Source organism: Dehalobacter sp. TBBPA1 (genome assembly GCF_040931655.1).
Lineage (GTDB): Bacteria > Bacillota > Desulfitobacteriia > Desulfitobacteriales > Syntrophobotulaceae > Dehalobacter > Dehalobacter restrictus.
Genome location: NZ_CP162385.1, coordinates 2,754,463 through 2,778,602, shown reverse-complemented (window position 1 = coordinate 2,778,602; position 24,140 = coordinate 2,754,463). Strand labels below are relative to the sequence as shown.

Here is a 24,140-nt window from a genome sequence, read left to right as displayed (position 1 = left end):
TTCACGAAACGGACATAATGAATCCTTACAATAATAGATATAATCGTGCAGTAATGTAAGGAGGAAATTCGATGACGATACTTATACCAGCCTATGAACCGGATGAACGGCTTCTCAGGTTGATAGAGAATATAAAAGAAAAGTGCGATTTTCAGATTGTGATTGTAGACGACGGCAGCGGTAAGCCTTATAGCAGGATATTCCAGGACGCAGGCAAATTGGGCTGCACCGTATTAACACATCCGACCAATGAAGGCAAAGGGGCTGCCCTGAAGACGGGATTCCGATATATCAAGGAAAAAGGTGAAAAAGAAGGGGTTATCTGTGCCGACAGTGACGGACAGCATTTGCCTGAAGATATCATCAGAGTTGCCCAGGTTGCCAAAGAACGCCGCGAATTTATCGTTCTTGGCTCCCGGAAGTTTTGCGGCAAAGTTCCTCCGCGCAGCCGTTTCGGAAATACGGTAACCCGGGCAGTATTTTCTGTTTCTTCGGGTTCGCATTTGACGGATACGCAAACAGGTCTAAGAGGGTATTCAGCCGATATGCTGGACTGGTTAGGCAGTATCCAGGGAAAAAGATTCGAATATGAAATGAACATTCTGCTCGAAGCGAAGGCAGCAGGCTATTCGTTCTACGAAGTATGGATCAATACAGTATATGACGAAAAAAACAGGTCTTCCCATTTTCGGACCTTTTCAGATTCAGCCAGAGTATATTACCCGATCCTTAAATTTTGTACCTCTTCTTTGATGTCCGGAGCGCTTGACTTTGCTCTGCTGCTGTTGTTTCAATTCGCTACATCAAATCTGCTGATCGCAGTAGTCGGGGCAAGAGTCTGCAGTTCTATTTTCAATTACAGCATGAATCATTACTTTGTCTTTTCCCGGAACAAAAGCACGGAACATCATAAATCCGCCCCGAAATATTTTTCACTCGTCATATTTATCATGGCCTGCAATTACGGGCTGATGTATCTCTTTCACATTCTGATCGGCGCACCATTAGTCTTTGCCAAAATTATCACCGAATTAACACTTTTCTTATTCAGTTACTGGTCTCAGCGCAACTTTGTGTTTAGTTCGGAAAAAAAACCCCTGATCACGGTAAATAAAAAATAACACTGACCCACTGACGAATGTTCATAAAAAGGAAAAAGAAGATTTGCTTTGAAGTCCGTGGCCACGCCCGGTTTTTTGTTTTGTGCAAGGTTTGATACCTTAATGGGCATTGGTTTGAACATAGGACCTCCTGCCGTAGTTAATTGAACAGCTGGATATAGGGTTTATTCTTAGTTCAACGCACAAATAGAATAAATGATGAAGAAGATATGCGATGTATCCCCCCTACCAGGATTGTAAAAATTGAAGAGTAATTTATAATTGATCTAAGCAAGATTGCTTTTCGATTACAAAGCAGAAATTGATGCCTTGTTGAAAAGTCTGTGAAAAATATACAGAAATATAGAGGTGTTGGGGAATGCATATGGCAGATGCTTTGATTTCGCCGGTTATTGGTGGAACCATGTGGGTTGCTACCGCAGGGGTAGCGGCTTATTCGATAAAAAAAATTCAAGACGATATGGAGGAAAAAAAGGTTCCTTTGATGGGAGTTATGGGAGCTTTTGTTTTTGCAGCCCAGATGATTAATTTTTCGATTCCAGGAACGGGTTCCAGCGGACATCTTGGAGGAGGGCTGATTCTAGCTGCTATGCTTGGGCCGTACGCCGGGTTCCTGGCCATGGCATCAATATTGTTGATACAGGCCTTGTTTTTTGGCGATGGCGGACTTTTGGCCTACGGCTGCAATGTATTCAACCTGGGATTCTATACCTGTTTTATTGCTTATCCGCTGATATCCAAGTGGTTTATTAAGAAAGGGATTTCGGCTAAACGTATTATGGCTGGCTCGATGATTGCAGCAGTTGTCGGGCTTCAGTTGGGAGCTTTCAGCGTTGTCTTGGAGACGTTTTTTTCTGGAAAGACTGAGCTTCCGTTTTCAACTTTTGTACTTATGATGCAGCCTATTCATCTTGCAATCGGGATTGTAGAAGGGTTGGTTACCGCCGCAGTGCTCACTTTTGTATGGAAAGCGAGGCCTGAACTTATTGAGAAGCAGGTATCGGGAAAAATCTCAGGCAATACTTCCATGAAAAGGATTATATACGGACTTGCTATTGCAGCAGTCATTATCGGTGGAGGACTTTCCTGGTTTGCATCGTCAAATCCGGACGGCTTGGAATGGTCTATGGAAAAGACCGCCGGGATCACGGAACTGGCAGAGTCTGGCGGAATTTATGGCATATTGGCCGATATTCAAAGTAAAACAGCATTTTTGCCGGATTACAGTTTTAAAAATGATAGCAGCGTGAGCGAAGAACAGGTCTCAGAGACAAGCGCTGAGGTCGCATGGCCAGCTGTAGATGCAGGAACAACCGTATCCGGATTGGTGGGCGGCGCGATGACACTCGTATTGGCAGTCATGATAGGGTTCTTTATCCGTTCCGTGAAGAGAAGGAAGAAGAAAGTTACTGCATGAACCATCTTGAGGCGGGGAACGATATCCTTGCCTTGAATTACTCTGTTCCGGAAGTAGGATTGAAAAGCAATAATGGCTGACTTTACAAGTTCGTTGTACAACATGAGGCTTATGGATGAGCTGGCCTATAAGGACACGTTTGTCCATAAGCTTCATCCGCTGATTAAGATATTGACGACTATCGCCTACTTATTCGTCGTGGTCTCATATGACAGGCACGAAATTATCGGTTTGCTGCCCTTGATTTTCTATCCGGTGGTAGTATTTTTTCTTGCAGAGCTGCCGGTCAAACAGGTGCTGGCAAGATTACTCCTGATCGAACCGTTTATTATTGCAATCGGTATTTTAAACCCGTTTTTTGATTCTCAAGTCATTACAGTGGGCGGACTTGCATTGTCCAGAGGGTGGATTACTTTTGCTTCAATCCTGCTGAAGAGTCTCTTAACGATCACAGCTGCCCTGATTCTTATTTGTACGACAGGAATGGATAAACTTGCTGCAGGTTTGCGTATGCTGAAAGTTCCGCGGCTTTTTGTTTTGCAGCTTCTACTGACATACAGGTATATTTCCGTATTAATCGAAGAAGTATCCAGAAGCATAAGGGCATATAAGCTTCGGGCCCCCCAACAAAAAGGCATTCACCCCAGTGCTTGGGGAACGCTCGTTGGTCAGCTGCTCCTGCGGACCATTGACAGGGCGGAGAGAGTGTATCAGGCAATGTGTGTACGTGGTTTTACAGGAGAATACTATGCAGGAGCCGACATCAGGATAACTGTAAGGGACAGAGCTTATTTTGGCGGCTGGCTGTTGTTTTTCATTTTTGCTAGAATGATTAATATCCCATTGATGATCGGTCTATTAATATCAGGAGTGATAAGCTAAATGAGCCATCATAAGTTAGAGGCCAGAACAATTAATTATGTTTATCCGGACGGTAACAAGGCGGTTAAGGATATCTCGTTCACGATTCATCATGGGGAGTCGGTCGGCATTGTCGGTGCAAACGGCGCAGGAAAATCCACCCTACTCATGCTACTGATGGGCGTTCTTTTTCCGAGCAGCGGAGAGGTGTTGGTAGGCGATATTCACATTACCAAAAAAACACTGCCGTTAATCCGCCAAAGACTCGGAATGGTTTTCCAGGACCCGGATGACCAGCTTTTTATGTCGACGGTCTATGACGATGTGGCCTTTGGTCCCCGGAATTACCGTTATGATGAAAAGGAAGTAGAAAGCAGGGTTCTTCAAGCTTTGGAAATGGTCGGCATCCTACATCTGAAAGACCGGCCGCCTTTTAAACTGTCCGGCGGCGAAAAAAGGGCAGCGGCGATTGCGTCTGTTCTTTCCATGCAGCCCGATGTTCTGATCATGGACGAGCCGACTGCATCGCTTGACCCGAGATCCCGCCGCAGAGTCATCAATCTACTGAATTGTTTTGAGCATACCAAAATCATTACGAGCCACGATCTCGATATGATCCTGGACATCAGCCAGAGAGTCATCGTGATCAAAGACGGCGAAATTGCTGCCGACGGAGAGGCTGCCGAGATATTGGCGGATGCTGAGCTGCTTAACCAATGCGGGCTTGAGGTGCCGATTTCATTGCAAAGATGTCCGAAATGCGGAGAACGGTACTTTACGGGCAGGTCATAAGATGAGATGTGATGTAAGCAGAAAAAATTAAGAACGGATTTTTAGGGGCCATTTTTCACAATTCTGTAAACAAAAGTTCACAGGATTGTCATAAATAATGATTACAATAATAAATAATCTGTAACCCGATTATTTTGCATAAGTAAGTTTAATTTAAAAAGGTGGGGAATGACGTGGACTTTAACAACAATAACCATTATAAAGACTATAACGCTTATCATGACTATCCGTACAATGGAGAGCGGCCGCAGAGAAAGAAACCGGGGATCATGGTTATTGCGGTTGTCGCGATCATCAGCGCCTTGTTGGGCGGGACGGCCTCTCTCACTTTAGCCCCGGTAATCTATCCGGAAATCATGAGTATCCAGAACCAGAGCGGCAGTTCGGCTAACACGAATTCACTCGTCACAACCTCGGCGGTCGCGAATACTTCGACGAGTACAGACGGTAATGGCAACACGTATCCGGTGGTAGAAATTTCGAAAAAAATAGGTCCGGCTGTCGTGGGGATTGCCAATTTCCAGAGCGGCGGTAATATATTTGGCCGGTCAAGTGAGCTTGCCGAAGTAGCCAGCGGATCGGGCTTTATTATCGATGCGCAGAAAGGGCTTATTGTGACCAACAATCACGTTATTGAAGGCGCCGAGAAACTGGTGGTAAGTCTTGCTGACGGGCGTAATATCACAGGTAAACTCGTGGGAGGAGATGCGCGGACAGATCTGGCCGTTGTTCAAATATCCGCCGACAAACTGACTGCAGTCAGTCTCGGAGATTCCAGCACACTTCAAGTCGGAGAACCTGTGGTTGCGATTGGGAATCCAGGTGGAGAAGATTTTGCCCGCTCTGTGACGACGGGTGTGATTTCAGCGACGAACCGTTTTTTGGAACTGCAGGGAGAAGCAAGTTTTAATCTGATTCAGACCGATGCGGCGATCAACCCCGGAAACAGCGGAGGACCGCTGGTAGATTATCATGGAAAGGTCGTTGGCATTAATGCGGCGAAGAATCAAGACACCGGCTATGAAGGAATGGGCTTTGCGATTCCGATTACGGATGCCTGGCCGACGATCCAACAGCTGATCAAGAAAGGCTATGCTGCTCATCCAGGCATTCTGGTCTCGATCGATGAACGGTATACTGTTGAATGGGCTTCTCAGCAGAGCTGGCCTGCTGGCGCCTATATCTCAGCGGTCTCAACCGGAGGGCCTGCCTATAAAGCCGGGATTCGTGCCGGAGATGTCATTACCAAAGTCAATGGTGTTGAGATCACCAGTTCTCTTGAAATGACCCATGAATTGTTTAAATTTGAGGTCGGAGATACGGTCACCATTACCTATTACCGTCAGGAGAACACAAAAGACGTTAAGGTTACACTGGCAGAATTAAAATCCTGAGCAGCCGGCCTTAAGCTTCACAAATTCTCTTTTATCGATTTGAGCAGAAAGTCCCTCACTTTTTCTTGATACATGGCGTGCGCGTCCGGATTCTTGGCGGCAAACCGCGTCATCTCATAGGCCAGTTCCTTAAATGTTTTGTTCAGGGTGTCGTATAAAAATGCGATTTTGTTGGCTTCCGCCTTGTTATGCGCTTCCGTAAGCCCAGCGCTCATTTTTTCGATATTTTTATAACCGATCCTTTCCTTGAGCTTATCATAGGCAGCCTTCCCGTTCTCAATCTCCTGTTCGAGTTTCTGTTTGGTCTGCTTCAGATGATTCGTTTCAGCCTTCAACTTGTCGCGCTCTGCGGTTAACTCAACATTCTTGCCTTTTTCGTCATCCAGCTTTTGACGGACATCCTCTTTTTCCTGTAGGGCCTGATCCCGTTCCTCAAAGGCCCTGTCTTTGTCCTGCCGGGCTAGTTTCCAGTCATCAACAGCCTTTTTTAACGCTCGCGTGCTCAGGCCTTCGGCATCCATTTCGACAAGGAACTGAGCCCGGTTTTCCGGCGGGAGTCCCAGAAGAATCAGAGCCTGAGAGGAGGTCAAATTCGGCAGTTCCTGCGCCTGCGCGTAGTAAAGAGGGCTGATTGCTCCCGTAGACGCTATAAATACGCATAAGCCGATCAGCCGTAATCTGGGAGTAGCTCACCGACTCTTCCAGCCACTTGCCCCATCCGCCATGCGGAAGCAGGTCTTTGGCTTCCTTCAGCCGCCGCCCGATCTCGATCGCGTGAACCAGAAAAATTTTTTCCATCTGGCGTTTAATCGTATTGATTTCAGCCGCGATAACGAGCGGCGTCCGGTCTGTCACCGAATCGACCATGATAGTTGTCAGCCCTTTCTGCTCTTTGCTTACATCATGTGGGGCTCGGCCGAAAATGTTGACAACCTCAGACAACGCATGTCCCAAATTATTCAACGTTGAATAATTTGGGACATGCTTCATTTTAATGGTAACTTTTGGACAAGCAAAATCATAAAGTATAGGGACATGCCGGTAAGCACGGCTTGTCCATACGAAAGAAAGGTGGCGAAAGGAATGGCAGTTGTAGCGGTACCTTTGAATTCGGCGCTGGTCGTAGCCTACCAGGAGGGTACTAATTCCGCTGGCGCCCCGATCAGCAGGCAGAAAAGCCTGAGTTATGTACGGCCCGACGCTACGGAACAGGCGCTTTTTTTCGAGGTTGCGCAGGCTTTATTCGGACTGTCACTGCATCCGGTGCTCGACGTGATACTGCGCAAGAACTTTGAGCTGATCATGGAGTGACCGGCAGGAAAATCCAGGGAGAGGGGGTAAGAAGCCCATGGCCATTACCACAAGCAAAGTGGCAAGGTTAAGTTTTGCCACCGCCGGCATCAAAGCCAGCCCTGATGCGACCGCATTAAACAGGATTTTTGATATTCTGGTGTTACCAAATCAACTGTAAAAGGAGCATCGCTGAATACGAATTCAAGTAATTAGCGATGCTCCTAAATAAGCAATTCTTTTACAAGAGCTCGTTTCGATCAGCTATCAGGATCGGAATTCCTGTACCAGTTTTTCAAACGCAGGAATGGAATTTACAATGGTATCCATACTTACGCAGTAGGAGATCCTGATATGACCGGGACAGCCAAATCCGCTTCCGGGGACAAGCAGTAAATTATATTTAACGGCTCTTTTGACAAATTCAACATCGTCCTCAATCAGTGCTTTGGGGAAAAGGTAAAAGGCTCCCTGTGGTTTGACACATTCAAAACCAAGCGCAGTCAGATGCTCATATAAATAATCTCTTTTCTTTTGATAATCTGCGGTATCTGTTTTGACGTCCAGAGAATCACCGATAACTTTCTGGAACAATCCGGGAGCATTGACAAACCCCAGCGTTCGGTTGCAAAAGCTTAAGGCGTTATTCAGCACGTCAGCGTCTTTAATTCTGCTGCTCGCTGCAATATATCCTATTCTCTCTCCGGCAAGGCCGAGTGATTTACTGAAGGAATTGACAATAATGCTGTTTTCAAAAATCGACAGGATGTTCGGAATTTTCATCCCGTCATAGACAATCTGGTCGTAGGGCTGATCGGAGATAATATAGATGATCGTACTGTATTCGTTTTCTTTTTTCTGCAGGATTTCTTTGATTTGTTCCAGCTTCTCCTTGCTGTAGACAATGCCGGTTGGATTATTCGGGGTATTGATGACGATCGCCTTTGTTTTGGGCGAAACCGCTTTTTCTAGGGCATCCAGGTCCGGCTCGAGTGTCCGGGGATCCGGCGGCACAATGACAGGTTTCCCACCATGGTTATCCGTATAGAAAATATATTCCACAAAATAAGGTGCAAAGATAATTACTTCTTCACCGGGATTCAGAAGTGCTTTCAGGACAACATTCAGCCCACCGGCAGCCCCGACAGTCATAATGATATTATCTTGTGTAAGTCCGATCTGGCTGTCACTCCGGAGCGACTGAGCAATTTTTTCTCTGACTTCGGGATAGCCGGCATTGTTCATGTATTTATGAATTCCTTTATAATTCCCGGTGACATAATTTTTCAGAGATTCAATGACCTCTTCTGGCGGCTCAGAAAAGGGATTGCCCAAACTGAAGTCATAGACGTTTTCGCGTCCATAAATTTTGGCGAGCCTTTCGCCTTCCTCAAACATTGCTCTAATCCAGGAGGCATTCTTTAAATTATTGATTACTTTTTCCGAAAACACGCACATTTCTCCTTTAGGACATTCATATTGTTACTGGTATTATTTTACCTCATTTCATCTTGACAAAAAAGTCTATTTGTTGAAGTCCGGCAAAATGTCCGTATCGATGAAAAAAATGTCAAGAATAAACGAAAACAGGAATATAGAAGAAAATGTCGAATTTTACAGTTAATCAGACGAGAAAAGATTAGAGGGATTAAAATGTTCTATGCCTATTTAAATGATCAGGCTGCAGTCATTATTATTTTATGTTTTTCTTTTCTGAATTTGGCATTTGTATTTACCATGAACAAGGAGAAGAGTTTTTCGGCTCTTTTTGGATTCAGTTTTATTGCGCCGTTTCTCTTGGCGCTGCTTAGTATAGCATATCCTGATATGGTACTGCGTATAAAAGTGCTTCATCATACAAATTTTGCTTTTCTCTGCTTGTTGCTTATACTGATATTATCGTGGCGGTGGAAGAATTACGCTGCATCTGCGGCTTTGAGCGTGATTTTCCCGTTTCTGGTACTTTTCACGGTCATGAATGCGGACCACCTGCCGGTTATTCTGACGATGACGGAATTCTTAGGCGGAGCGGCTGTCGTCCTGGCCGCCGGCATTATTATATTGCTGCATAGATTCCTCGGTGAAAAGCAGATATCATTGACCTGGGGAGTCATATTTATGGGTTTTGGACAGCTGCTCCAATATGAGTTTCCTACCAATTCCTCTTTCTTGATTCCGTTATGTCAGTTTGCCGGGTACCTGCTGTTTTACTGTTATATCCAAAAAACATTAAAGGAGCCGTATCGTTTAAAATTGGCGAACGCTGAAGAGAAGCTAGTGAACATCAATAAAACCATCAACTACGAAGTAAAGAGAAAAATGCTGGAAATGGAATTACACAATGAACACCTGCTCAACATGGTCCAGAGAGATCCTCTGGTCGATGCATATAATAAAAAGGGAATTATGAATTATTTTAAAAACCTGATTGATGATCCCAAGACAGGCGAATTCACTCTCATGCTTTTTGACATTGATAATTTTAAAAGCATTAATGATAACCGGGGACATGTCGTCGGGGACATGGTTCTCAAAAAGGTCGTAAGTATTGCCAAGGAAAATATCAGGGAGTTTGACATACTTGGTCGTTACGGCGGAGATGAGTTCCTGGTCATTTTGCCGAAAACTAAAATAACGGATGCCCTGATTATCGCCGAACGGTTCAGAAAGAGAGTCAGTGAAGAACCGGATATTTCGGTTTCTATTGGATTGGCTGCTTATCCGGAAGATGGCAGGACAGTCCAGAATCTGATTGAGACCGCCGATGCTGGCCTGTATCAGTCCAAAAGGGTCGGTAAGAACGCAATAAGCCATGTCGGCTCAAAGATCTGAATTTTCACAGAATATTAATCGATTGTTCACGAAATGTACACATTCATTCCTTAGAATATCATCCAGGGATACAATCCCTCCTGAAACAAATAGAATCATGGACTGTTGGGAAAACCTAAAGGGGGTTAGGCAATGAATGCAGGGAATATACTTATCGCAGACGATGAAGCCAGAATGAGGAAACTGGTTGCTGATTTTTTAAAAAAGGAAGGGTATACCGTCATCGAAGCGGAAGATGGGAAACAGGCCCTGGATATTATTCATTCTGGACAGCATATCAGCCTGGCTATCCTGGATGTCATGATGCCCGAGACGGATGGATGGACGGTATGCAGGGAAATCCGAAAGAGCGGCCAGACTCCGGTCATCATGCTGACGGCAAGATCTGAGGAATCGGATGAGCTGTTCGGTTTTGATCTGGGCGCAGATGAATATATTACGAAACCTTTCAGTCCGCTGATCCTGGTCGCGCGGGTGCAGGCCCTTCTTCGCAGAACCAGCGATCCGAAGGCTAGCGTTAAAAACCTTGACGGCCTGGAGATTGATAAAAACAGGCGAGTTGTAAGTATTGACGGAGAACGGGTAGATTTAAGCCCGAAGGAATATGAACTGCTTTTATATCTGGTAGACAATGAAAGCCTGGCTGTATCGAGGGAACAGATCTTGAATTCAGTCTGGGATTACGATTATTATGGCGACGCCAGAACTGTGGACACCCACATCAAACGGTTAAGGTACAAATTAGGGATCAAAGGAGACTTTATTCAAACCGTCAGAGGACTGGGATACAGATTTGAGATAATCTGAATTTGAGGTAATTCTAATGAAATCATCAATCAAACTAAAACTATTCACTGCCATAAGTTGTCTGACTGTATTGTATGTTTTGCTTTCGTGGTTTTTAAATGACCAGTTTCTTGCGAAGTATTACTACTTGAACAAGGAAAGCACCTTGAAGGAGTACTACCATGAGATCAATGAAAACTATGATGGCGAGCCGTTCGATATTTTACTCAATCTGGAGAAAATTGAGAGGACCGAGGGCCTGAACATTACGATTCTTGATTCATCCATGTATATCAAATATATTTCTTCATTAAAAGAAGAAGAATTTTTTCATGAGCCATTCAAAAAGCCTGGAGGCTCGGATTATTCGTTTATTCCTGATATTTCAATCCTTAAAGATGCCCAGAATTCCACGCAGCCTGTGATTGTTAAATCCACTGACCGCAGACTGAATTCCGATTTTATTAATCTGGTTGGACGGTTAAATAACGGAGACTATCTGTACCTAAACACTCCGGTCGTCGCGATCGAGGAAAGTGCGGCAATTGCCAATAAGTTTTCTCTTATTACGGGTTTGTTTATTATGGTTATCGGGGTGCTGATCGTATTTTTCTTTACAGATAGATTTACCAAACCCATCCTTCGTCTGAATGAGATCGCCCAGGCCATGGTCAAACTGGATTTTGGCAAAAAATACCCAGTGCGGACCTTCGACGAAATTGGCGAACTTGGGTCAAGTATTAACTCGCTTTCCACCCAATTGGAGAAATCGATCAATGAACTCCGGCAGGCCAATGAAAAGCTCATGGAGGATATCGAAAGAGAAAGAAAAATAGACGACATGAGAAAAGAATTTATTTCCAATGTTTCACATGAACTAAAGACGCCGATTGCACTGATCCAGGGTTATGCCGAGGGACTCAAGGTTAATGTCAATGAAAGTGAAGAGGATAAAGACTTCTATTGTAATGTGATCATTGATGAAAGCGCCAAGATGAATAAGCTTGTCAAACAGCTCCTGGAGTTATCGCAGATCGATGCGGGCTACACCCGGCTGGAAAAAACAGATTTTGACTTAAACGAACTGGTTGAATTTGTCCTCAGAAAGAATATGCTGCTGATCAAAGAGAAAAATATTCAGCTGACCCAGGAGATTCAGGATAAATTTACGGTTAATGCCGATATCGACAGGATTGAACAGATCATCGTGAACTATCTGGTCAATGCGATCAATCATGCAGACCAGCGCAAAGAAATTAATGTCAAGCTCGAAAAAACAGGACAAAAAGCCAGAGTAAGCGTTTTCAACTCCGGCACTCCCATTCCTGAAGAAGCTCTGGATAAGATTTGGACCAGCTTTTATAAGGTGGACAAAGCAAGAACCCGCTCTTATGGCGGCACAGGCCTTGGCTTGTCGATCGTCCGGGCCACTCAGGAACAGCATGGTAATGCATATGGGGTTCAAAACGTGGAAAATGGCGTCGAGTTTTGGTTTGAAGTAGATCTAGCGGAATAACCAAGAAAAGAGGAATTTGTGAGTGAAAAAGAAGTTATTGGTTGTGGGACTTGTTACCTTACTGATCGTGTTGACAGGGTGTTCGGCAAGTACTTCTTCGACGGCGACGGACGACACGGTAACAGCACAGATGGAAAGCACACAGACCGAGGGAGTCCGGCCAACCCGGCAGATGGATTTACTCGGAAAAGTGGTCAGTGTGGGTGAAAAACAACTGATCGTCGCAGAACTGCAATCTTCGGATTCTTCACAAAGCGAACAGAAAGCAGCTCCGCTGGAACAAGGAGATACGAGTGCAGGAACTTCGCCGGCACGGGAAATGAATGATAAGGCGACCGGAATGAACTATACAATTGTCATTGCTAAAGATACACCAATTTTCAGTAGAACGGCGGGCGCAGATAGCGCTCAGGAAACCAGCATTAATCTGAGTGATTTAAAAGCAGGCGATATCCTGAGAATATGGGTGAAAGAACTGAATACTTCAGAAGAATCCAACGCAGTATACGTGGAATTAACGTCGCAGCAAACGACGTAAGTCAGAATATGCTTTGCGAGAAGGATTTTGGTTTGTTTGAATCAAAAAACTGAGGGATGTATCCAATCAGAAGGATGCATCCCTTTTGACACCGATTTATCCCAAACGGATTGCTTGCTTTTAAAGGGATAATGGCGGAATATAGAGAATAATACAAACGGACAAACGTATGAGCTTAGAGGTGCCCAGGTCGGGGAATCCGATGTTGCGGCAGTGAATCTTCCGTGATTGATATATTGGGATGATATGGAGAGATATTAGAAGAGACATATAAAGAGTTGGAACAGATTATATTTCAAGAGAGAGTAGGATGAAGTATGAAAAAAATTGCTTTGGTCACTGACAGCACTGCGGATTTGCCGGACGAACTATCGAAAAAATGTCTGGCCCATGTTATTCCTCTTAAAATTCTATTTGGGGAAAAAAGTTTTGTGGATGGAGAAATTAGCCCCAAAGAATTTTATCGATGTCTAGAACAGGAAGAAGAGCTTCCGAAAACCTCTCAGCCTTCCCCGGAACAGTTTGTTTCGTTATACTCGATGCTTCTTGAAGAATATCAGGAGGTTATTTCCATTCATATTTCTTCCGGCTTAAGCGGTACGTTGAACGCGGCCCATCTGGCCAAAGAGAAAATAAAAGGTGCCATTCATCTAGTGGATTCTAAGACCATAAGCCTCGGTCTGGGCTTGATGGTAATGGAGGCATCCAAAGCTATCAAAGAGGGTTTGGAATCAGTTCAAGTTTTGGATAAGCTTCAACAGGCCAGAAATAGCATTGAAACGCTTTTTACCTTAAATACGCTGGAATACCTCCAAAAAGGCGGAAGAATCGGCAGGGTATCAGGGTTTATGGGGACACTGCTGAATATCAAACCGGTAATCCGGGTAGGTGATGACGGAGTTTACCAGAATTTTGGCAAAGTCCGGAGTCAGGAGAAAGCTTTAAAAAGCATTGTCAAGGCATTTCAGGACTTCGCTGGGAAAAGGACAAATATTAAATTTGCCGTTGCGCATGGAGCGGCTCCCCAGGCAGGACTATATTTGAAAGAAGAACTGGAGAATGCTTTTCAAAAACCGGCTGAGATGTTTGCGCAGGTTGGAGCCGTAATAGGTGCCCATACAGGACCGGGAACAGTTGGAGCAGCTATCCAGCTGGAGTAACCGGGTGACAATACGACATCTGTTTAGTAAATTTTCAAGAGAAAAGACTTCCTGCTGCCTTTTCGAAAGGCAGCAGGAAGTCTTTTCTCTTTTTTTATATGTTTTGACTACTCCATCATTTCGCCCATCCGCGAGACATCATAGCCGCCTAATCCCTTGACTTCCTTGCGGTAGGCTTCAGAACGGATAATAGCCAGCAGGGCCTGGAAATGTGGTTTATTCAGGTCTTCCTGGCGCATCACGAGGTCATATCTTTCCGTTTTTAGTGGAATAAAGTCAAGACCTGACACCTGCATAGCTGCTTTTTCAATGCCAAGCCCTACATCGGCTTCTCCCCGCGCAACTTTGCTGGCCACGGCTATATGGCTCATTTCTTCATCGTAGTAGCCATTGATCAAGTGATGTGGGATACTCTCAATACGCAATTTTTCATCAAGCAAGACTCGGGCTCCCGACCCGCGTTCGCGGTTAATAAACCGGACGTCCGGTCTGATCAGGTCTTTCCAGGATGTAATATCTTTAGGATTGCCGCGGGAAATATAAAAGCCTTCCTGGCGATAGACCAGATTAATCACGATTGTTTGGTGTCCGGGCATAAGTCTTCGGATATAAGGAAGATTATAATCATCGGCATCACTGTCCCAGAGATGGACAGTAGCAATGTTGGCTTCCCCCCTGTAGAGTGCCAGCAGACCATCAATGCTGCCGATACAGCTTCTTAAGAATTTGATATTCGGGTATTGTTTCAAAAGGTGACGGGTTAGAATATCCAGTATGATATCTTGGCCGCAAATAACGACCGTATCCGATATAGAGACATCCGGAGAACGGACGGGTTCTGAAGGGCGCTCTAAGACTGGATATGGATAAGTAAAAGCGTCAGTCGTCATTGAGGCACCTTTGCTTTTCTGAATATAGGCTTCGATATCCTTGTCCTCTACTCTTACCTTACGTCCAACCCGGTATGCAGCAAGATCCCCGCGTTTGATCAATTCATAGACGGTATACTTGGATATTTTAAGTTTCTGGGCTACTTCTTCAGGGGTATAGGAAGTGCTTTCAAGCAATGCCAGTCACCTCAATTTTAAAATAATATTGTTTTATTATATCACAGGACAAAACAGTACTCAAAATAAAAGAACGAAACAATACTAAACACCGAAGAGTTCAGAGTCGTACAGATGAAAAAAATTACGCCTATTATACAAATTTGGCGCATTATAACGTAATATAACAACGGCATAAGACAAGGAACAATGGGATGTTAGGTTATGTTAAATAATTATATTGATCTATATTGGTTTTCAATTAATATTGAAGGGCCGAGTTATATATTGTATAATCATTTATATTAGTTTAATTGGCTTATGTTTGTTTATCTTGGATGGAGATAGGAAAGCAAACATATCATTTATTTTTAGGAGGAAAATTTAATGAAAAAAATGGGTGGAATTCTGATTGCGGTTTTGGTTTCATGTTTGGTACTTGTTGGCTGCAGCAGTTCGGGTAGTTCAGCAAATCGTACTGAACAAAAAGAAACGGTTCCGGTGGAGATTCTTGTATCAGCAGCAGCCAGTTTAAAAGATGCCATGACGGAAATAGAAACACAGTACGAAGGAAAAAACGCAGGGATTAATCTGACGATTAACTATGGTTCATCTGGTTCTTTGCAGCAGCAGATTGAGCAAGGCGCGCCGACTGATTTATTTATTTCAGCAGGAAAAAAACAAATGGATGCATTGGAAAAAGGGAATCTTTTAGCGGAAGAGACCCGGATTGACCTGCTTGGGAACGATCTTGTGCTGATTGCAGGGAAAGATAATAAAAATATTACCAGTTTTCAGGATCTTGCCAAGGCAAACAAAATCAGTATTGGTACTCCGGACAGTGTACCGGCAGGGAAATATGCTCAGGAAGCTTTAACCAGTATGAAATTATGGGACACGCTGCAAGCCAAATTGGTTCTGGCCAAAGATGTCACACAAGTACTGACATACGTAGAAAGCGGGAACGTTGATGCTGGTATTGTCTATCAATCTGATGCTCAGGGATCTGATAAAGTAAAAGTCGTTGCAGTTGCGCCGGCTGACAGCCATAGCACCATTGTTTATCCTGCGGCTGTAATTGCCGGTACCAAGAATCTGACTGAAGTGAAGGATTTCTTAAGTTACTTAAGCAGTGGTGATGCTCAACAAATTTTTGGAAAATACGGTTTCAAAATAAGCAAATAAGAAGAATCATCAACATTCAGTGGAATTTGACAGCATGATAAATATTTAGTTGTTGATATTTAGTTGTTTTATATCTAAATAATAGGTATGATAATACATGCCCGAAATAAACATATTAAATTATCAAATTATGGCGAGCAGATTTTTAGTAGTAAAGGAGCGGTATGTTAACGCAGTATTGCTTAAAATCTGCTGTCATGTATTTCATATTTTGGCTTGATAGAGTACAGTAAATAGGATATTTGTTCTGCACGGATCAGGAGAGACGCTAATGAGCTTTGACTACACACCAATTATCTTATCCCTAAAAGTTGCAACGGCAGCAGTAATCATTGTTGTCTTGTTGGGGATCCCTTTAGCCGGTCATATGGCCAGACGAAATTTTCCGGGGAAGGATCTGGTAGAGGCTTTTGTCACTTTGCCGCTGGTTCTTCCTCCTTCGGTCGTTGGCTTTATCCTGCTTTGGCTGTTCGGTAAGAATGGGCCTTTAGGTCAATTTTTGACCGGTGTTTTTCATGTCAGTGTCGTGTTCAATCTGGCAGGAGCAGTCATTGCTGCGGCTGTGGTGTCATTTCCTATGATGTATCAATCCGCCAAAGCGGCAATGGAGGGAGTCGACAAAACGCTGGAGAATGCTGCCCGTACTTTGGGTGCAGGTGAACTGCGCGTTTTTCTTACCATCACGATCCCGCTTTCCTGGCCGGGTATTGTCTCGGGGTTCATCCTATCCTTTGCGCGTTCTCTTGGAGAATTCGGAGCCACACTAATGATCGCAGGCAATATTCCCGGAAAAACACAAACCATGCCGATTGCGATTTATATGGCTAATGAAGGCGGGGATACTGCAACGGCGATGATTCTGGTTGTGATCATGACGGTATTCAGCTTCTTAGTGATCTTTTGGCTGAACCGTTGGTCAAAAAGGCAGCAAAAAGGATTTATTCAGGAAGAGGGGAGTGAGTAAGTAAGATGCTAAAGGCTAAATTTAATTTAACGCTTCGCCATTTTGAGCTTGAGGCCGAATTAGAAGCTGAAAATGAAATTCTGGTCCTTGTTGGACCCTCAGGCTCGGGAAAAACGACGATCTTAAAATGCCTGGCCGGACTGAAAGCTCCTTCCCAGGGGATCATTCAAATCAACGATCGTATCGTCTACTTCTCGGAGAATAAAATTAATTGTCCTTCAAAAGAGAGAAGGGTGGGATACGTATTCCAGGAGTATGCCTTGTTTCCTCATATGTCGGTCAGAAGAAATATCTTGTACGGAGTAAGCAAGGAAAAGCGTCATGCCAAACCGCGGGCTGCTGAGGAGATGATGGAGATGCTTGGTATTCTTCACCTCCAGAACCGTTATCCTCAGCATATTTCGGGAGGAGAAAAGCAACGGGTCGCTTTGGCCAGGGCATTAATGACCGAACCTGAGATCATGCTGCTTGATGAGCCTTTGTCAGCTCTTGACCAGGAAACGAGAAGCGGGCTGCAGCAGGAGCTAAAGAAAATCCAAAGCCAGTGGAAAATTCCTTTTGTTTTGGTTACCCATGATCTTGCTGAAGCAGAACTGCTGGGGGATCAGATCATCCGCATAGACAGGGGAAAACTTGCTTCACTGAAAAAGCCTCCAGTCACAGAGAACAAATATGTAATTAACATCGGAATTTCTGGCGGATAAAGTTAAACCCGGCATGATCAGGTTAGATTTGCCTATTTTCTGTCAATACACCTAGTTGTTTTATCATATACGATTAAGTCTTGGATTTATGCCAAGGCTTTTTTGTGATTGCCAAATATAAGTTATACAATATAAACATAGTTTATGTTGTATAATGTTTGTTTATATTGTGTATTGCACAAATTTATTGATCATATTATAATTATTATGCTTTGTTATATTAGTTTATGTTAGCTTATCTTTGTTGGTGTACTTTGATTTTCTGGAGGCGACAGAATGAGCAACCTTCGCTCTTTGTTAGTTCTCGATGATAACGAGCTATTTCGGTTGGCCAGTGAGTCAGGGGCCAAGAAAAAAAAGTCTATTGGGCCCCTGTAGTCTTTGATGCAGGCTGTAGGACTTCGCCTTGCTGCAAGCAGGCGCTACTTATCTGCTCGCTGCTTCCGGCTGGATGGGATACGAAATCCCCGATTCGTTTTGTGAATATATGCGAGCAATAAAAACCCGTTTTGACGCGGAGGTATACGGGTTGTTCAGAGCTATTAGCGGCACTGCGCTAACGGCTCTTCAAGATGCCGGCATGGACGGCTATCAATGTGGGCTGGAGTCGCCGGACGAACGGATCTACCGCAGTTTTCGCCCGGGCGGAGATTCACTGAGTGACCGCAGAAAGACGTTGCAGTGCGTAAAAACGGCTGGGTTGAAAATATGGAGCGGTTTCTTGCTGGGTTTCGGTCTATCGGATGAAGGTTTTTTAGAAGGTCTGGAATTCCTGAAGGGTCTTTCCTTGGATTGGATCGGCATTCAGCCTTTTGTGCCGTTTCCGCATACCAGGATGCAGGCGGAGGATCCTACGAATCCTTATTGCTGGCCACGAGCCATGGCGATTGCACGGCTGTATGCTGATGAGGGGTGTAACATCGTTGCGACGGAAAATGCCGGGGCCTATGCCAATTTCCTTTCATTGACCGGCGCTAATGGTTTCTTCATATTTCCGTCTCAGCAGCGGTAGTATTCCAGAAGTTAAAAGCTTCTGCAATATAAAATAAAATAATTAAATAAAGGAGAAATCAGAGAAAATGAGATCAAAGAAGTTTACAAAAGTTTTGGTGTTGAGCATCTGTATGGTCCTTGTGCTGCTAACGGCCGTAGGCTGCTCATCCACCACGTCCTCGGCTGACAAGCCGTCGATTGCATCACAAGCTGCGACAACCCAGTTAACCAAGGTTGTCGACGGGAAGCGGCAGTTTACCGATATGATGGGCAAAGAAGTCAGCATCCCGGCAGAAGTCATGAAAGTATATTGTACCAGTCCTATCGGCACTTATATGGTTTATACGCTTGCTCCTGCTAAACTGATCGGATGGAACTCAAAAATGACCGAAGACGCCATGCAGTATATCAATGCTCAGTATAAAGACCTGCCTGTGCTCGGCGGCAACATGGGTGGAAAAAATACCTATAATACGGAATATATTATTAGTCTTAAACCTGACATCATTTTAAGTGTTGGCCAACAGGGGCAGAACGTCGCCAGTATTGATAAACTATCGGAGCAGACCGGTATCCCTGTTGTTAACCTTGATTATTCTATCACCGCAACAGAACAGTCCTACCGTCTGCTTGGCGAGATCCTCGGCGACTCAACACGCGGGAATATGCTAGCCGACTATATCAAGAATTCGTTAGACAAAACGAAATCAATGGTTGCAAAGGTCCCCGACAACAAAAAAGTTAAAGTCTACTACGCCGAGAGTGCGGACGGACTCAGTACTGACGGAGCGGATTCCATGCATACGGAATTGCTCAGCTTTGTGAATGCGACAAACGTTGTCACGCTGGAAACATCAGCATCAGGTATGGGCACGGAGGTTTCTATGGAACAGGTACTTAACTGGAACCCTGATGTCATTATCGTCAATTCTATGATGGGCGGTGACGATTTCCTGAAAACGGTATACAACGATTCCAAGTGGTCAAGCATCTCGGCTGTCAAAAACAAGAAGATCTACAAACCGGCTTCCTTGCCTTTCAATTGGTTTGACCGGCCACCATGTGTGGCGAGGGTTCTTGGAGCAGAGTGGCTTGCCAGCACGCTTTATCCCGATTATGTCAACGTCGATCTGAAGAGTGATGTGAAGGACTTTTATAAGACCTTCTATCAGGTTGATATTACTGATGAACAGGCTACCGCCCTGATAAACGGAGGCGGAGGAAAATAATGCGGGACACTCTGAAATCGGCAGCCGGCATTCCTTCCATAACGGGGTGGAGAAACCGGCTGCCGGGCCTCCCCGTAATGACGGCACTTATACTCATACTTGTTATCGTTTTTTTGATTTCACTGACCATTGGCAGGTACGGGATTCCGTTTGAGCAATTGATGCAAATCTTTTTTGCCAAGATTTTCGGCGTGACAGGTCAGGGGACGGTGGAGACAGTCCTATTCAATGTGCGTATTCCCCGTATCTTATGCGGGGTTATGATTGGCGCTGCGTTGGCCGGCTCGGGAGCAGCTTATCAGGGAATTTTCAAAAATCCCATGGTTTCTCCTGATATCCTTGGAGCTTCTGCGGGTGCCGGCTTCGGGGCAGCTTTTGCCATCCTGAATTCCTTCAACATCATATCGATAGAAATTACAGCCTTTATATTCGGCCTTGCTGCGGTGGGCCTGACTTATGCACTGAGCAGCGTCATTGGGCGCAATAGTAACGCCGTCCTGGTTTTGGTACTCACGGGCATGGTGGTACAAAGTCTATTCTCGGCATTCACCTCGATTTCAAAATTTGTAGCAGACCCGAATAACAAGCTGCAGGAAATTACTTTCTGGCTGATGGGTGGGCTGAATTCGATTACAAACAGGGAGGTACTGATGATGTTTGTCCCGTTTGTGATTGGTCTTATACCGCTTTTCCTATTTCGCTGGAAGATCAACGTCCTCTCTTTCGGGGAAGAAGAGGCGAAGGCCATGGGGGTGGATACAGGAAGAGTACGTTTGATCCTGATATTGGCTTCGACGCTGCTGACATCGTCCGCTATCTCCGTTGCCGGCATGGTTGGCTGGGTTGGGCTTATCATTCCGCATTTTGCCCGACTGATCGTTGGCCCCGATTATAAAAAACTTATGCCTGCCTCAGTACTGATTGGAGGTACTTTTCTGCTCATCGTGGACAACGTGGCGCGTACTGTCTTTGCGACTGAAATTCCTCTCGGAATACTCACTGCCATTATCGGAGCACCATTTTTTCTCTATCTGCTGTTGAAAGGAAGGAGCGCGTGGTGATGCAACTGGAAGTTTGCTCGGCTGTTTGCGGTTATGAAAATAGAAAGGTTATTGACAGGATATCATTTTCAGTATCCTCTCATGAGATTCTTTGCCTATTGGGACCGAATGGTGTAGGGAAGACCACGTTGTTTAAAAGCATTCTCGGATTTCTTAAGCTCATAGACGGGTCCATCCGGGTAGACGGCGAGGATGTCAGTCATTGGAAACGCAAACGTTTTGCCCAGGTCATTGGTTATGTACCGCAGAACCACACACCACCATTTCCATTCACTGCCCTGGATGTCGTTACAATGGGGCGGACAGCCCACCTGGGCGCATTTTCCACACCTTCAAAAGAAGACAGGAGGATTGCGGTGGAGTCCATGGAAACGCTCAGTATCGATTTATTAAAAGACAGAGTGTATACAGAAATAAGTGGCGGCGAACGGCAAATGGTACTTATAGCCAGAGCCCTTGCCCAGCAGCCGGAAATTCTCGTTATGGACGAGCCTACTTCTAACCTTGATTACGGTAATCAAATGAAGGTATTGGGGAAGATTAAAAAACTGGCAGAAAACGGTCTTGGCGTCGTCATGACTTCCCATTGTCCGGACCATGCGTTTTTATGCTGCTCACGCGTGGTACTGTTGCATGAAGGCGGTTTTGAAATTGGAGAACCTGATGAAATTGTGACAGAAGAAAACCTGCGTGAAGTGTATGGTGTCGACGTAAAGATAACCAGCATGCCCACCGGCGACGGCAGGCTGGCCAAAACCTGCACACCTGTTCTGCCTTAAGGGCACGTTCAATCAGGGATGTATGGTGATAATTATTTTTTTAAAATACAGAAGGAGCGTATAGTGAGAAATGGATATTATCAATATTCATCCAATCGAAATCAATCCGATCGGAATCGTTCATTCCTTGCAGCAGGACACAGCAGGCATGCCAATCAATGGACAGCAGGCCAGCATTGAAATATTTCCGGAATACGCCGGCGGACTCAAAAGAATTGAAGAGCACTCCCATCTCTGGATCCTGTCGTGGTTTCATCAGGCCAACCAAAAGGTGATAGAAACCGTGCCGCGCAAGGTCAATCCTAATGCACCGGTCTACGGAGTTTTTGGTATTCGCACACCTGGTAGGCCGAACCCGATTGGATTGTCCCTTGTTAAACTGGATCAGATTCAAGGGAATCAGCTAATTGTCCAAAACCTAGATGCCATTGATGGTTCGCCTGTACTGGATATCAAGCCGTATTATGAGCAGGATATTATTTTCTCACCGCGGGCTCCCTATATAAGACCCCAGCAAAAAGAAATGCGTCGGCAGATCTTTCGCACGGAAGCACTGCTTCATCATCAGGAAGAATGTGAGGGCTTGCTTCTCGCTATACGTATGGCCTTAATTGTGGAAGAAGAACTAGGCAAGCTGAATTCGCCAGACCTTTTAGTATCTGTTGCCGGTTCAGCCTGTTTGGCCGACACGATCCAAGGATTGACACGGGCCAGAGTAGCTAATCCGCCGAGGTTTCACTTCGTGGAATCCGAGGATAATATGCTTGTCAGATGGAAAAAGGGAGCCAGGGAACTGAAATTTGTTCCGAAGCATACTTCCTTCACAAAGGAAGAGCTGAACATTCTGTCGGATGAAGAGCTATTTAATATTGACTGTTCTTCGCATTTCATTTTCTGATTTTATTTTTAAATCTTGGGATATAATCACCAACTCCATCCTCGCCCGAGAGCAGCCGGTCATATCTGACCGGAAAGCAAAAGAATATTTTCAATACTGATGTCAAGGGTCTTCGGCTTTGTCCTCGGTGAACGAGCTTCGTTCGCCCTTGACCTCAATCAAACGGTAGTAAACAAAAATTGGAATTTATAAAATTTTGTTTAAAAAAATTATATGAGGAGAATTAGGAATGAGAACGTATGAAGAAGATTTGAAGGCTGCAGCTGCTTATCACGGCCACCTGTGTACAGGAATGTTTTTGGGAGTCAGAATGTCCCGTTTCGGATTAAAGCTTCTGAAAATAGAGGAACCGCTGACCTATAAAGATTTGATTGTTTATGTGGAAATCGACCGGTGTGCTGCGGACGCAGTTTGCGTAGTTACCGGGTGTACACTCGGACGTAAGCGTCTGAAACTGGTTAACTACGGTAAAATGGCAGCTACGTTTGTGAATCTGGCGACAAATGAAGCAGTACGCCTCTCTCCGGTCAGTGATATCAAAATGCCGGACGATGCTGATCCGTATCAGTTTTGGGATCAGTATTCAGATCAGGAACTGTTTAAGATCGAGCACGTTACGGTAGATATTATGCCGAGGGACTTGCCCGGGAAACCCCAGCATAAGGCTCGTTGCAGCAAGTGCGGAGAAAGTATCCTTGATGGCCGGGAAGTAAAGCAGGAAGGGACTGCCCTTTGCTTGGGATGCGCCGAACAGCCCTATTACCAAAAACGATAAAAGGAATGTTAGGACAGGAATTATACAATGTGGAAAATTTATGATGAACTGATTGCAGCGGTTCCGTCTGAGTTGAGAGTCACCGATTGTATGGTAGGAATCAATTGGATCCTGGTTCGCTCTCTGACTACGGGGATTGCCATGACAATGGAGAACGGGATGGGAGCAGTGAAGGACTGCGGGTCGCTTGTTGGCAAACAAGTCAGAGAAATTGCTGAATATGTAAAATCTTGGAATAGTTTAGAGGCAGGACTTGGTTTAGCCGCTATTAATTCGGCTATAAATACTGTGGCTAGAGTAGAAAGCCTGACAAATAAAAGTCTGGACTGCCAGGAACAAGATAACGTTTTTAATTCTTTTCGACCGGAGATTAAAGGAAAGAAAGTTGCAGTGATTGGACATTTTCCGGATTTGGAGAGATTGAGAGACTGGTGCACACTTTCTGTGCTTGAACGCAATCCACAGCCAGGGGATATCCCTGATCCTGCCTGTGAATATATTTTGCCTGGGCAGGACTATGTATTTATTACTGGTACGACCTTGATCAACAAGACGCTGCCTCGTCTGCTTGAACTTTGCAAGAAAGCCCGGGTTGTTATAGTCGGACCGAGTACGCCGCTACATCCGGTACTATTTAAGAAAGGCGCCGATATTTTGGCGGGATCGGTTGTCGAGAATGACAAAATTTGGACGTATGTTCAGCAGGGAGGAATGGGGCAAAGAATATTTAAAGAAGGCTGCAGGATGGTCAAAATCCACAGGCCGTTTGAATAACGATAATGAGGTAGAGAGGTAATGA

24 protein-coding genes and 1 pseudogene are annotated in these 24,140 nt (G+C 44.8%); 22 read left to right on the top strand and 3 right to left on the bottom strand.

From position 1 onward, the window contains the following. Positions 1-71 precede the first annotated feature (71 nt). The 5 genes from AB3489_RS13640 (at position 72) to AB3489_RS13620 (ending at position 5,585) form a co-directional block, all read left to right on the top strand. Complete coding sequence (locus tag AB3489_RS13640) at positions 72-1,121, top strand: bifunctional glycosyltransferase family 2/GtrA family protein (RefSeq protein ID WP_287705073.1); 1,050 nt, start codon at positions 72-74, stop codon at positions 1,119-1,121. A gap of 358 nt (positions 1,122-1,479) precedes the next feature. After that, positions 1,480-2,538, top strand: coding sequence for an energy-coupling factor ABC transporter permease (locus tag AB3489_RS13635; protein WP_287705074.1), 1,059 nt, complete (start codon positions 1,480-1,482; stop codon positions 2,536-2,538). A gap of 111 nt (positions 2,539-2,649) precedes the next feature. Then, positions 2,650-3,420: a cobalt ECF transporter T component CbiQ gene (cbiQ, locus tag AB3489_RS13630; protein ID WP_368294638.1), complete on the top strand. Its 771-nt coding sequence runs from the start codon at positions 2,650-2,652 to the stop codon at positions 3,418-3,420. Further along, the gene (locus AB3489_RS13625; protein WP_287705076.1) at positions 3,421-4,191 is read left to right on the top strand and encodes an energy-coupling factor ABC transporter ATP-binding protein; all 771 of its coding nucleotides are present in this window, start codon (positions 3,421-3,423) and stop codon (positions 4,189-4,191) included. It abuts the gene before it with no gap. Between the two features lie 173 nt (positions 4,192-4,364). Further along, positions 4,365-5,585, top strand: a complete 1,221-nt coding sequence (locus tag AB3489_RS13620) for a S1C family serine protease (protein WP_287705077.1) — start codon at positions 4,365-4,367, stop codon at positions 5,583-5,585. A gap of 17 nt (positions 5,586-5,602) precedes the next feature. Here the strand turns inward: AB3489_RS13620 and AB3489_RS13615 are convergent. Continuing rightward, positions 5,603-6,452 (bottom strand): annotated as a pseudogene (locus AB3489_RS13615) (DUF3102 domain-containing protein). Positions 6,453-6,668: 216 nt separating this feature from the next. Here AB3489_RS13615 and AB3489_RS13610 point away from each other — a divergent pair. Beyond that, a complete protein-coding gene (locus AB3489_RS13610; protein WP_287705080.1) occupies positions 6,669-6,896 on the top strand; it encodes a DUF1659 domain-containing protein in 228 nt (75 codons plus the stop codon). A 37-nt stretch (positions 6,897-6,933) separates the two neighbouring features. Beyond that, positions 6,934-7,056, top strand: a complete 123-nt coding sequence (locus tag AB3489_RS13605; protein ID WP_287705081.1) for a hypothetical protein — start codon at positions 6,934-6,936, stop codon at positions 7,054-7,056. A gap of 86 nt (positions 7,057-7,142) precedes the next feature. Here the strand turns inward: AB3489_RS13605 and AB3489_RS13600 are convergent, their stop codons facing one another. Beyond that, complete coding sequence (locus AB3489_RS13600) at positions 7,143-8,327, bottom strand: pyridoxal phosphate-dependent aminotransferase (protein WP_287705082.1); 1,185 nt, start codon at positions 8,325-8,327, stop codon at positions 7,143-7,145. Between the two features lie 201 nt (positions 8,328-8,528). On the opposite strand from AB3489_RS13600, the gene AB3489_RS13595 reads away from it, so the two are divergent. The 5 genes from AB3489_RS13595 to AB3489_RS13575 all read left to right on the top strand — a co-directional run bounded on the left by AB3489_RS13595 (position 8,529) and on the right by AB3489_RS13575 (position 13,707). Continuing rightward, on the top strand, positions 8,529-9,707 hold the full coding sequence (locus tag AB3489_RS13595) for a GGDEF domain-containing protein (RefSeq protein WP_287705083.1): 1,179 nt from the start codon (positions 8,529-8,531) through the stop codon (positions 9,705-9,707). Between the two features lie 132 nt (positions 9,708-9,839). After that, complete coding sequence (locus AB3489_RS13590; protein ID WP_019224642.1) at positions 9,840-10,514, top strand: response regulator transcription factor; 675 nt, start codon at positions 9,840-9,842, stop codon at positions 10,512-10,514. Between the two features lie 16 nt (positions 10,515-10,530). Continuing rightward, complete coding sequence (locus tag AB3489_RS13585) at positions 10,531-12,009, top strand: cell wall metabolism sensor histidine kinase WalK (RefSeq protein WP_287705084.1); 1,479 nt, start codon at positions 10,531-10,533, stop codon at positions 12,007-12,009. A gap of 22 nt (positions 12,010-12,031) precedes the next feature. Further along, the gene (locus tag AB3489_RS13580; RefSeq protein ID WP_287705085.1) at positions 12,032-12,547 is read left to right on the top strand and encodes a hypothetical protein; all 516 of its coding nucleotides are present in this window, start codon (positions 12,032-12,034) and stop codon (positions 12,545-12,547) included. A gap of 317 nt (positions 12,548-12,864) precedes the next feature. Further along, entirely contained in the window at positions 12,865-13,707 is an 843-nt protein-coding gene (locus tag AB3489_RS13575) for a DegV family protein (protein ID WP_015044790.1), read from the top strand. A gap of 107 nt (positions 13,708-13,814) precedes the next feature. Here the strand turns inward: AB3489_RS13575 and AB3489_RS13570 are convergent, their stop codons facing one another. Then, on the bottom strand, positions 13,815-14,774 hold the full coding sequence (locus tag AB3489_RS13570) for a substrate-binding domain-containing protein (protein WP_368293310.1): 960 nt from the start codon (positions 14,772-14,774) through the stop codon (positions 13,815-13,817). Positions 14,775-15,140: 366 nt separating this feature from the next. Between AB3489_RS13570 and modA the strand changes: the two genes are divergently transcribed. The 10 genes from modA (at position 15,141) to AB3489_RS13520 (ending at position 24,115) form a co-directional block, all read left to right on the top strand. Beyond that, positions 15,141-15,938 (top strand): molybdate ABC transporter substrate-binding protein, encoded by a 798-nt coding sequence (gene modA / locus AB3489_RS13565; protein WP_368293309.1) that lies wholly within the window; start codon positions 15,141-15,143, stop codon positions 15,936-15,938. 271 nt (positions 15,939-16,209) lie between these two features. After that, a complete protein-coding gene (gene modB / locus AB3489_RS13560; RefSeq protein WP_368293308.1) occupies positions 16,210-16,902 on the top strand; it encodes a molybdate ABC transporter permease subunit in 693 nt (230 codons plus the stop codon). A 5-nt stretch (positions 16,903-16,907) separates the two neighbouring features. Continuing rightward, a complete protein-coding gene (locus AB3489_RS13555) occupies positions 16,908-17,606 on the top strand; it encodes an ABC transporter ATP-binding protein (RefSeq protein ID WP_368293307.1) in 699 nt (232 codons plus the stop codon). 406 nt (positions 17,607-18,012) lie between these two features. Next, entirely contained in the window at positions 18,013-18,618 is a 606-nt protein-coding gene (locus tag AB3489_RS13550; RefSeq protein WP_368293306.1) for a radical SAM protein, read from the top strand. 67 nt (positions 18,619-18,685) lie between these two features. Next, positions 18,686-19,828 (top strand): ABC transporter substrate-binding protein, encoded by a 1,143-nt coding sequence (locus AB3489_RS13545; RefSeq protein WP_368293305.1) that lies wholly within the window; start codon positions 18,686-18,688, stop codon positions 19,826-19,828. Next, positions 19,828-20,889: a FecCD family ABC transporter permease gene (locus tag AB3489_RS13540; RefSeq protein ID WP_368293304.1), complete on the top strand. Its 1,062-nt coding sequence runs from the start codon at positions 19,828-19,830 to the stop codon at positions 20,887-20,889. Before AB3489_RS13545 ends, AB3489_RS13540 begins: the two co-directional genes overlap by 1 nt. Next, positions 20,889-21,668: an ABC transporter ATP-binding protein gene (locus tag AB3489_RS13535; RefSeq protein WP_368293303.1), complete on the top strand. Its 780-nt coding sequence runs from the start codon at positions 20,889-20,891 to the stop codon at positions 21,666-21,668. Before AB3489_RS13540 ends, AB3489_RS13535 begins: the two co-directional genes overlap by 1 nt. 70 nt (positions 21,669-21,738) lie before the next feature. Beyond that, entirely contained in the window at positions 21,739-22,566 is an 828-nt protein-coding gene (gene tsaA, locus AB3489_RS13530) for a tRNA (N6-threonylcarbamoyladenosine(37)-N6)-methyltransferase TrmO (protein WP_368293302.1), read from the top strand. Positions 22,567-22,795: 229 nt separating this feature from the next. Continuing rightward, positions 22,796-23,341, top strand: coding sequence for an FmdE family protein (locus AB3489_RS13525; protein WP_368293301.1), 546 nt, complete (start codon positions 22,796-22,798; stop codon positions 23,339-23,341). A gap of 27 nt (positions 23,342-23,368) precedes the next feature. After that, positions 23,369-24,115, top strand: coding sequence for a DUF364 domain-containing protein (locus AB3489_RS13520; protein ID WP_368293300.1), 747 nt, complete (start codon positions 23,369-23,371; stop codon positions 24,113-24,115). The last annotated feature ends 25 nt before the right edge of the window (positions 24,116-24,140 follow it).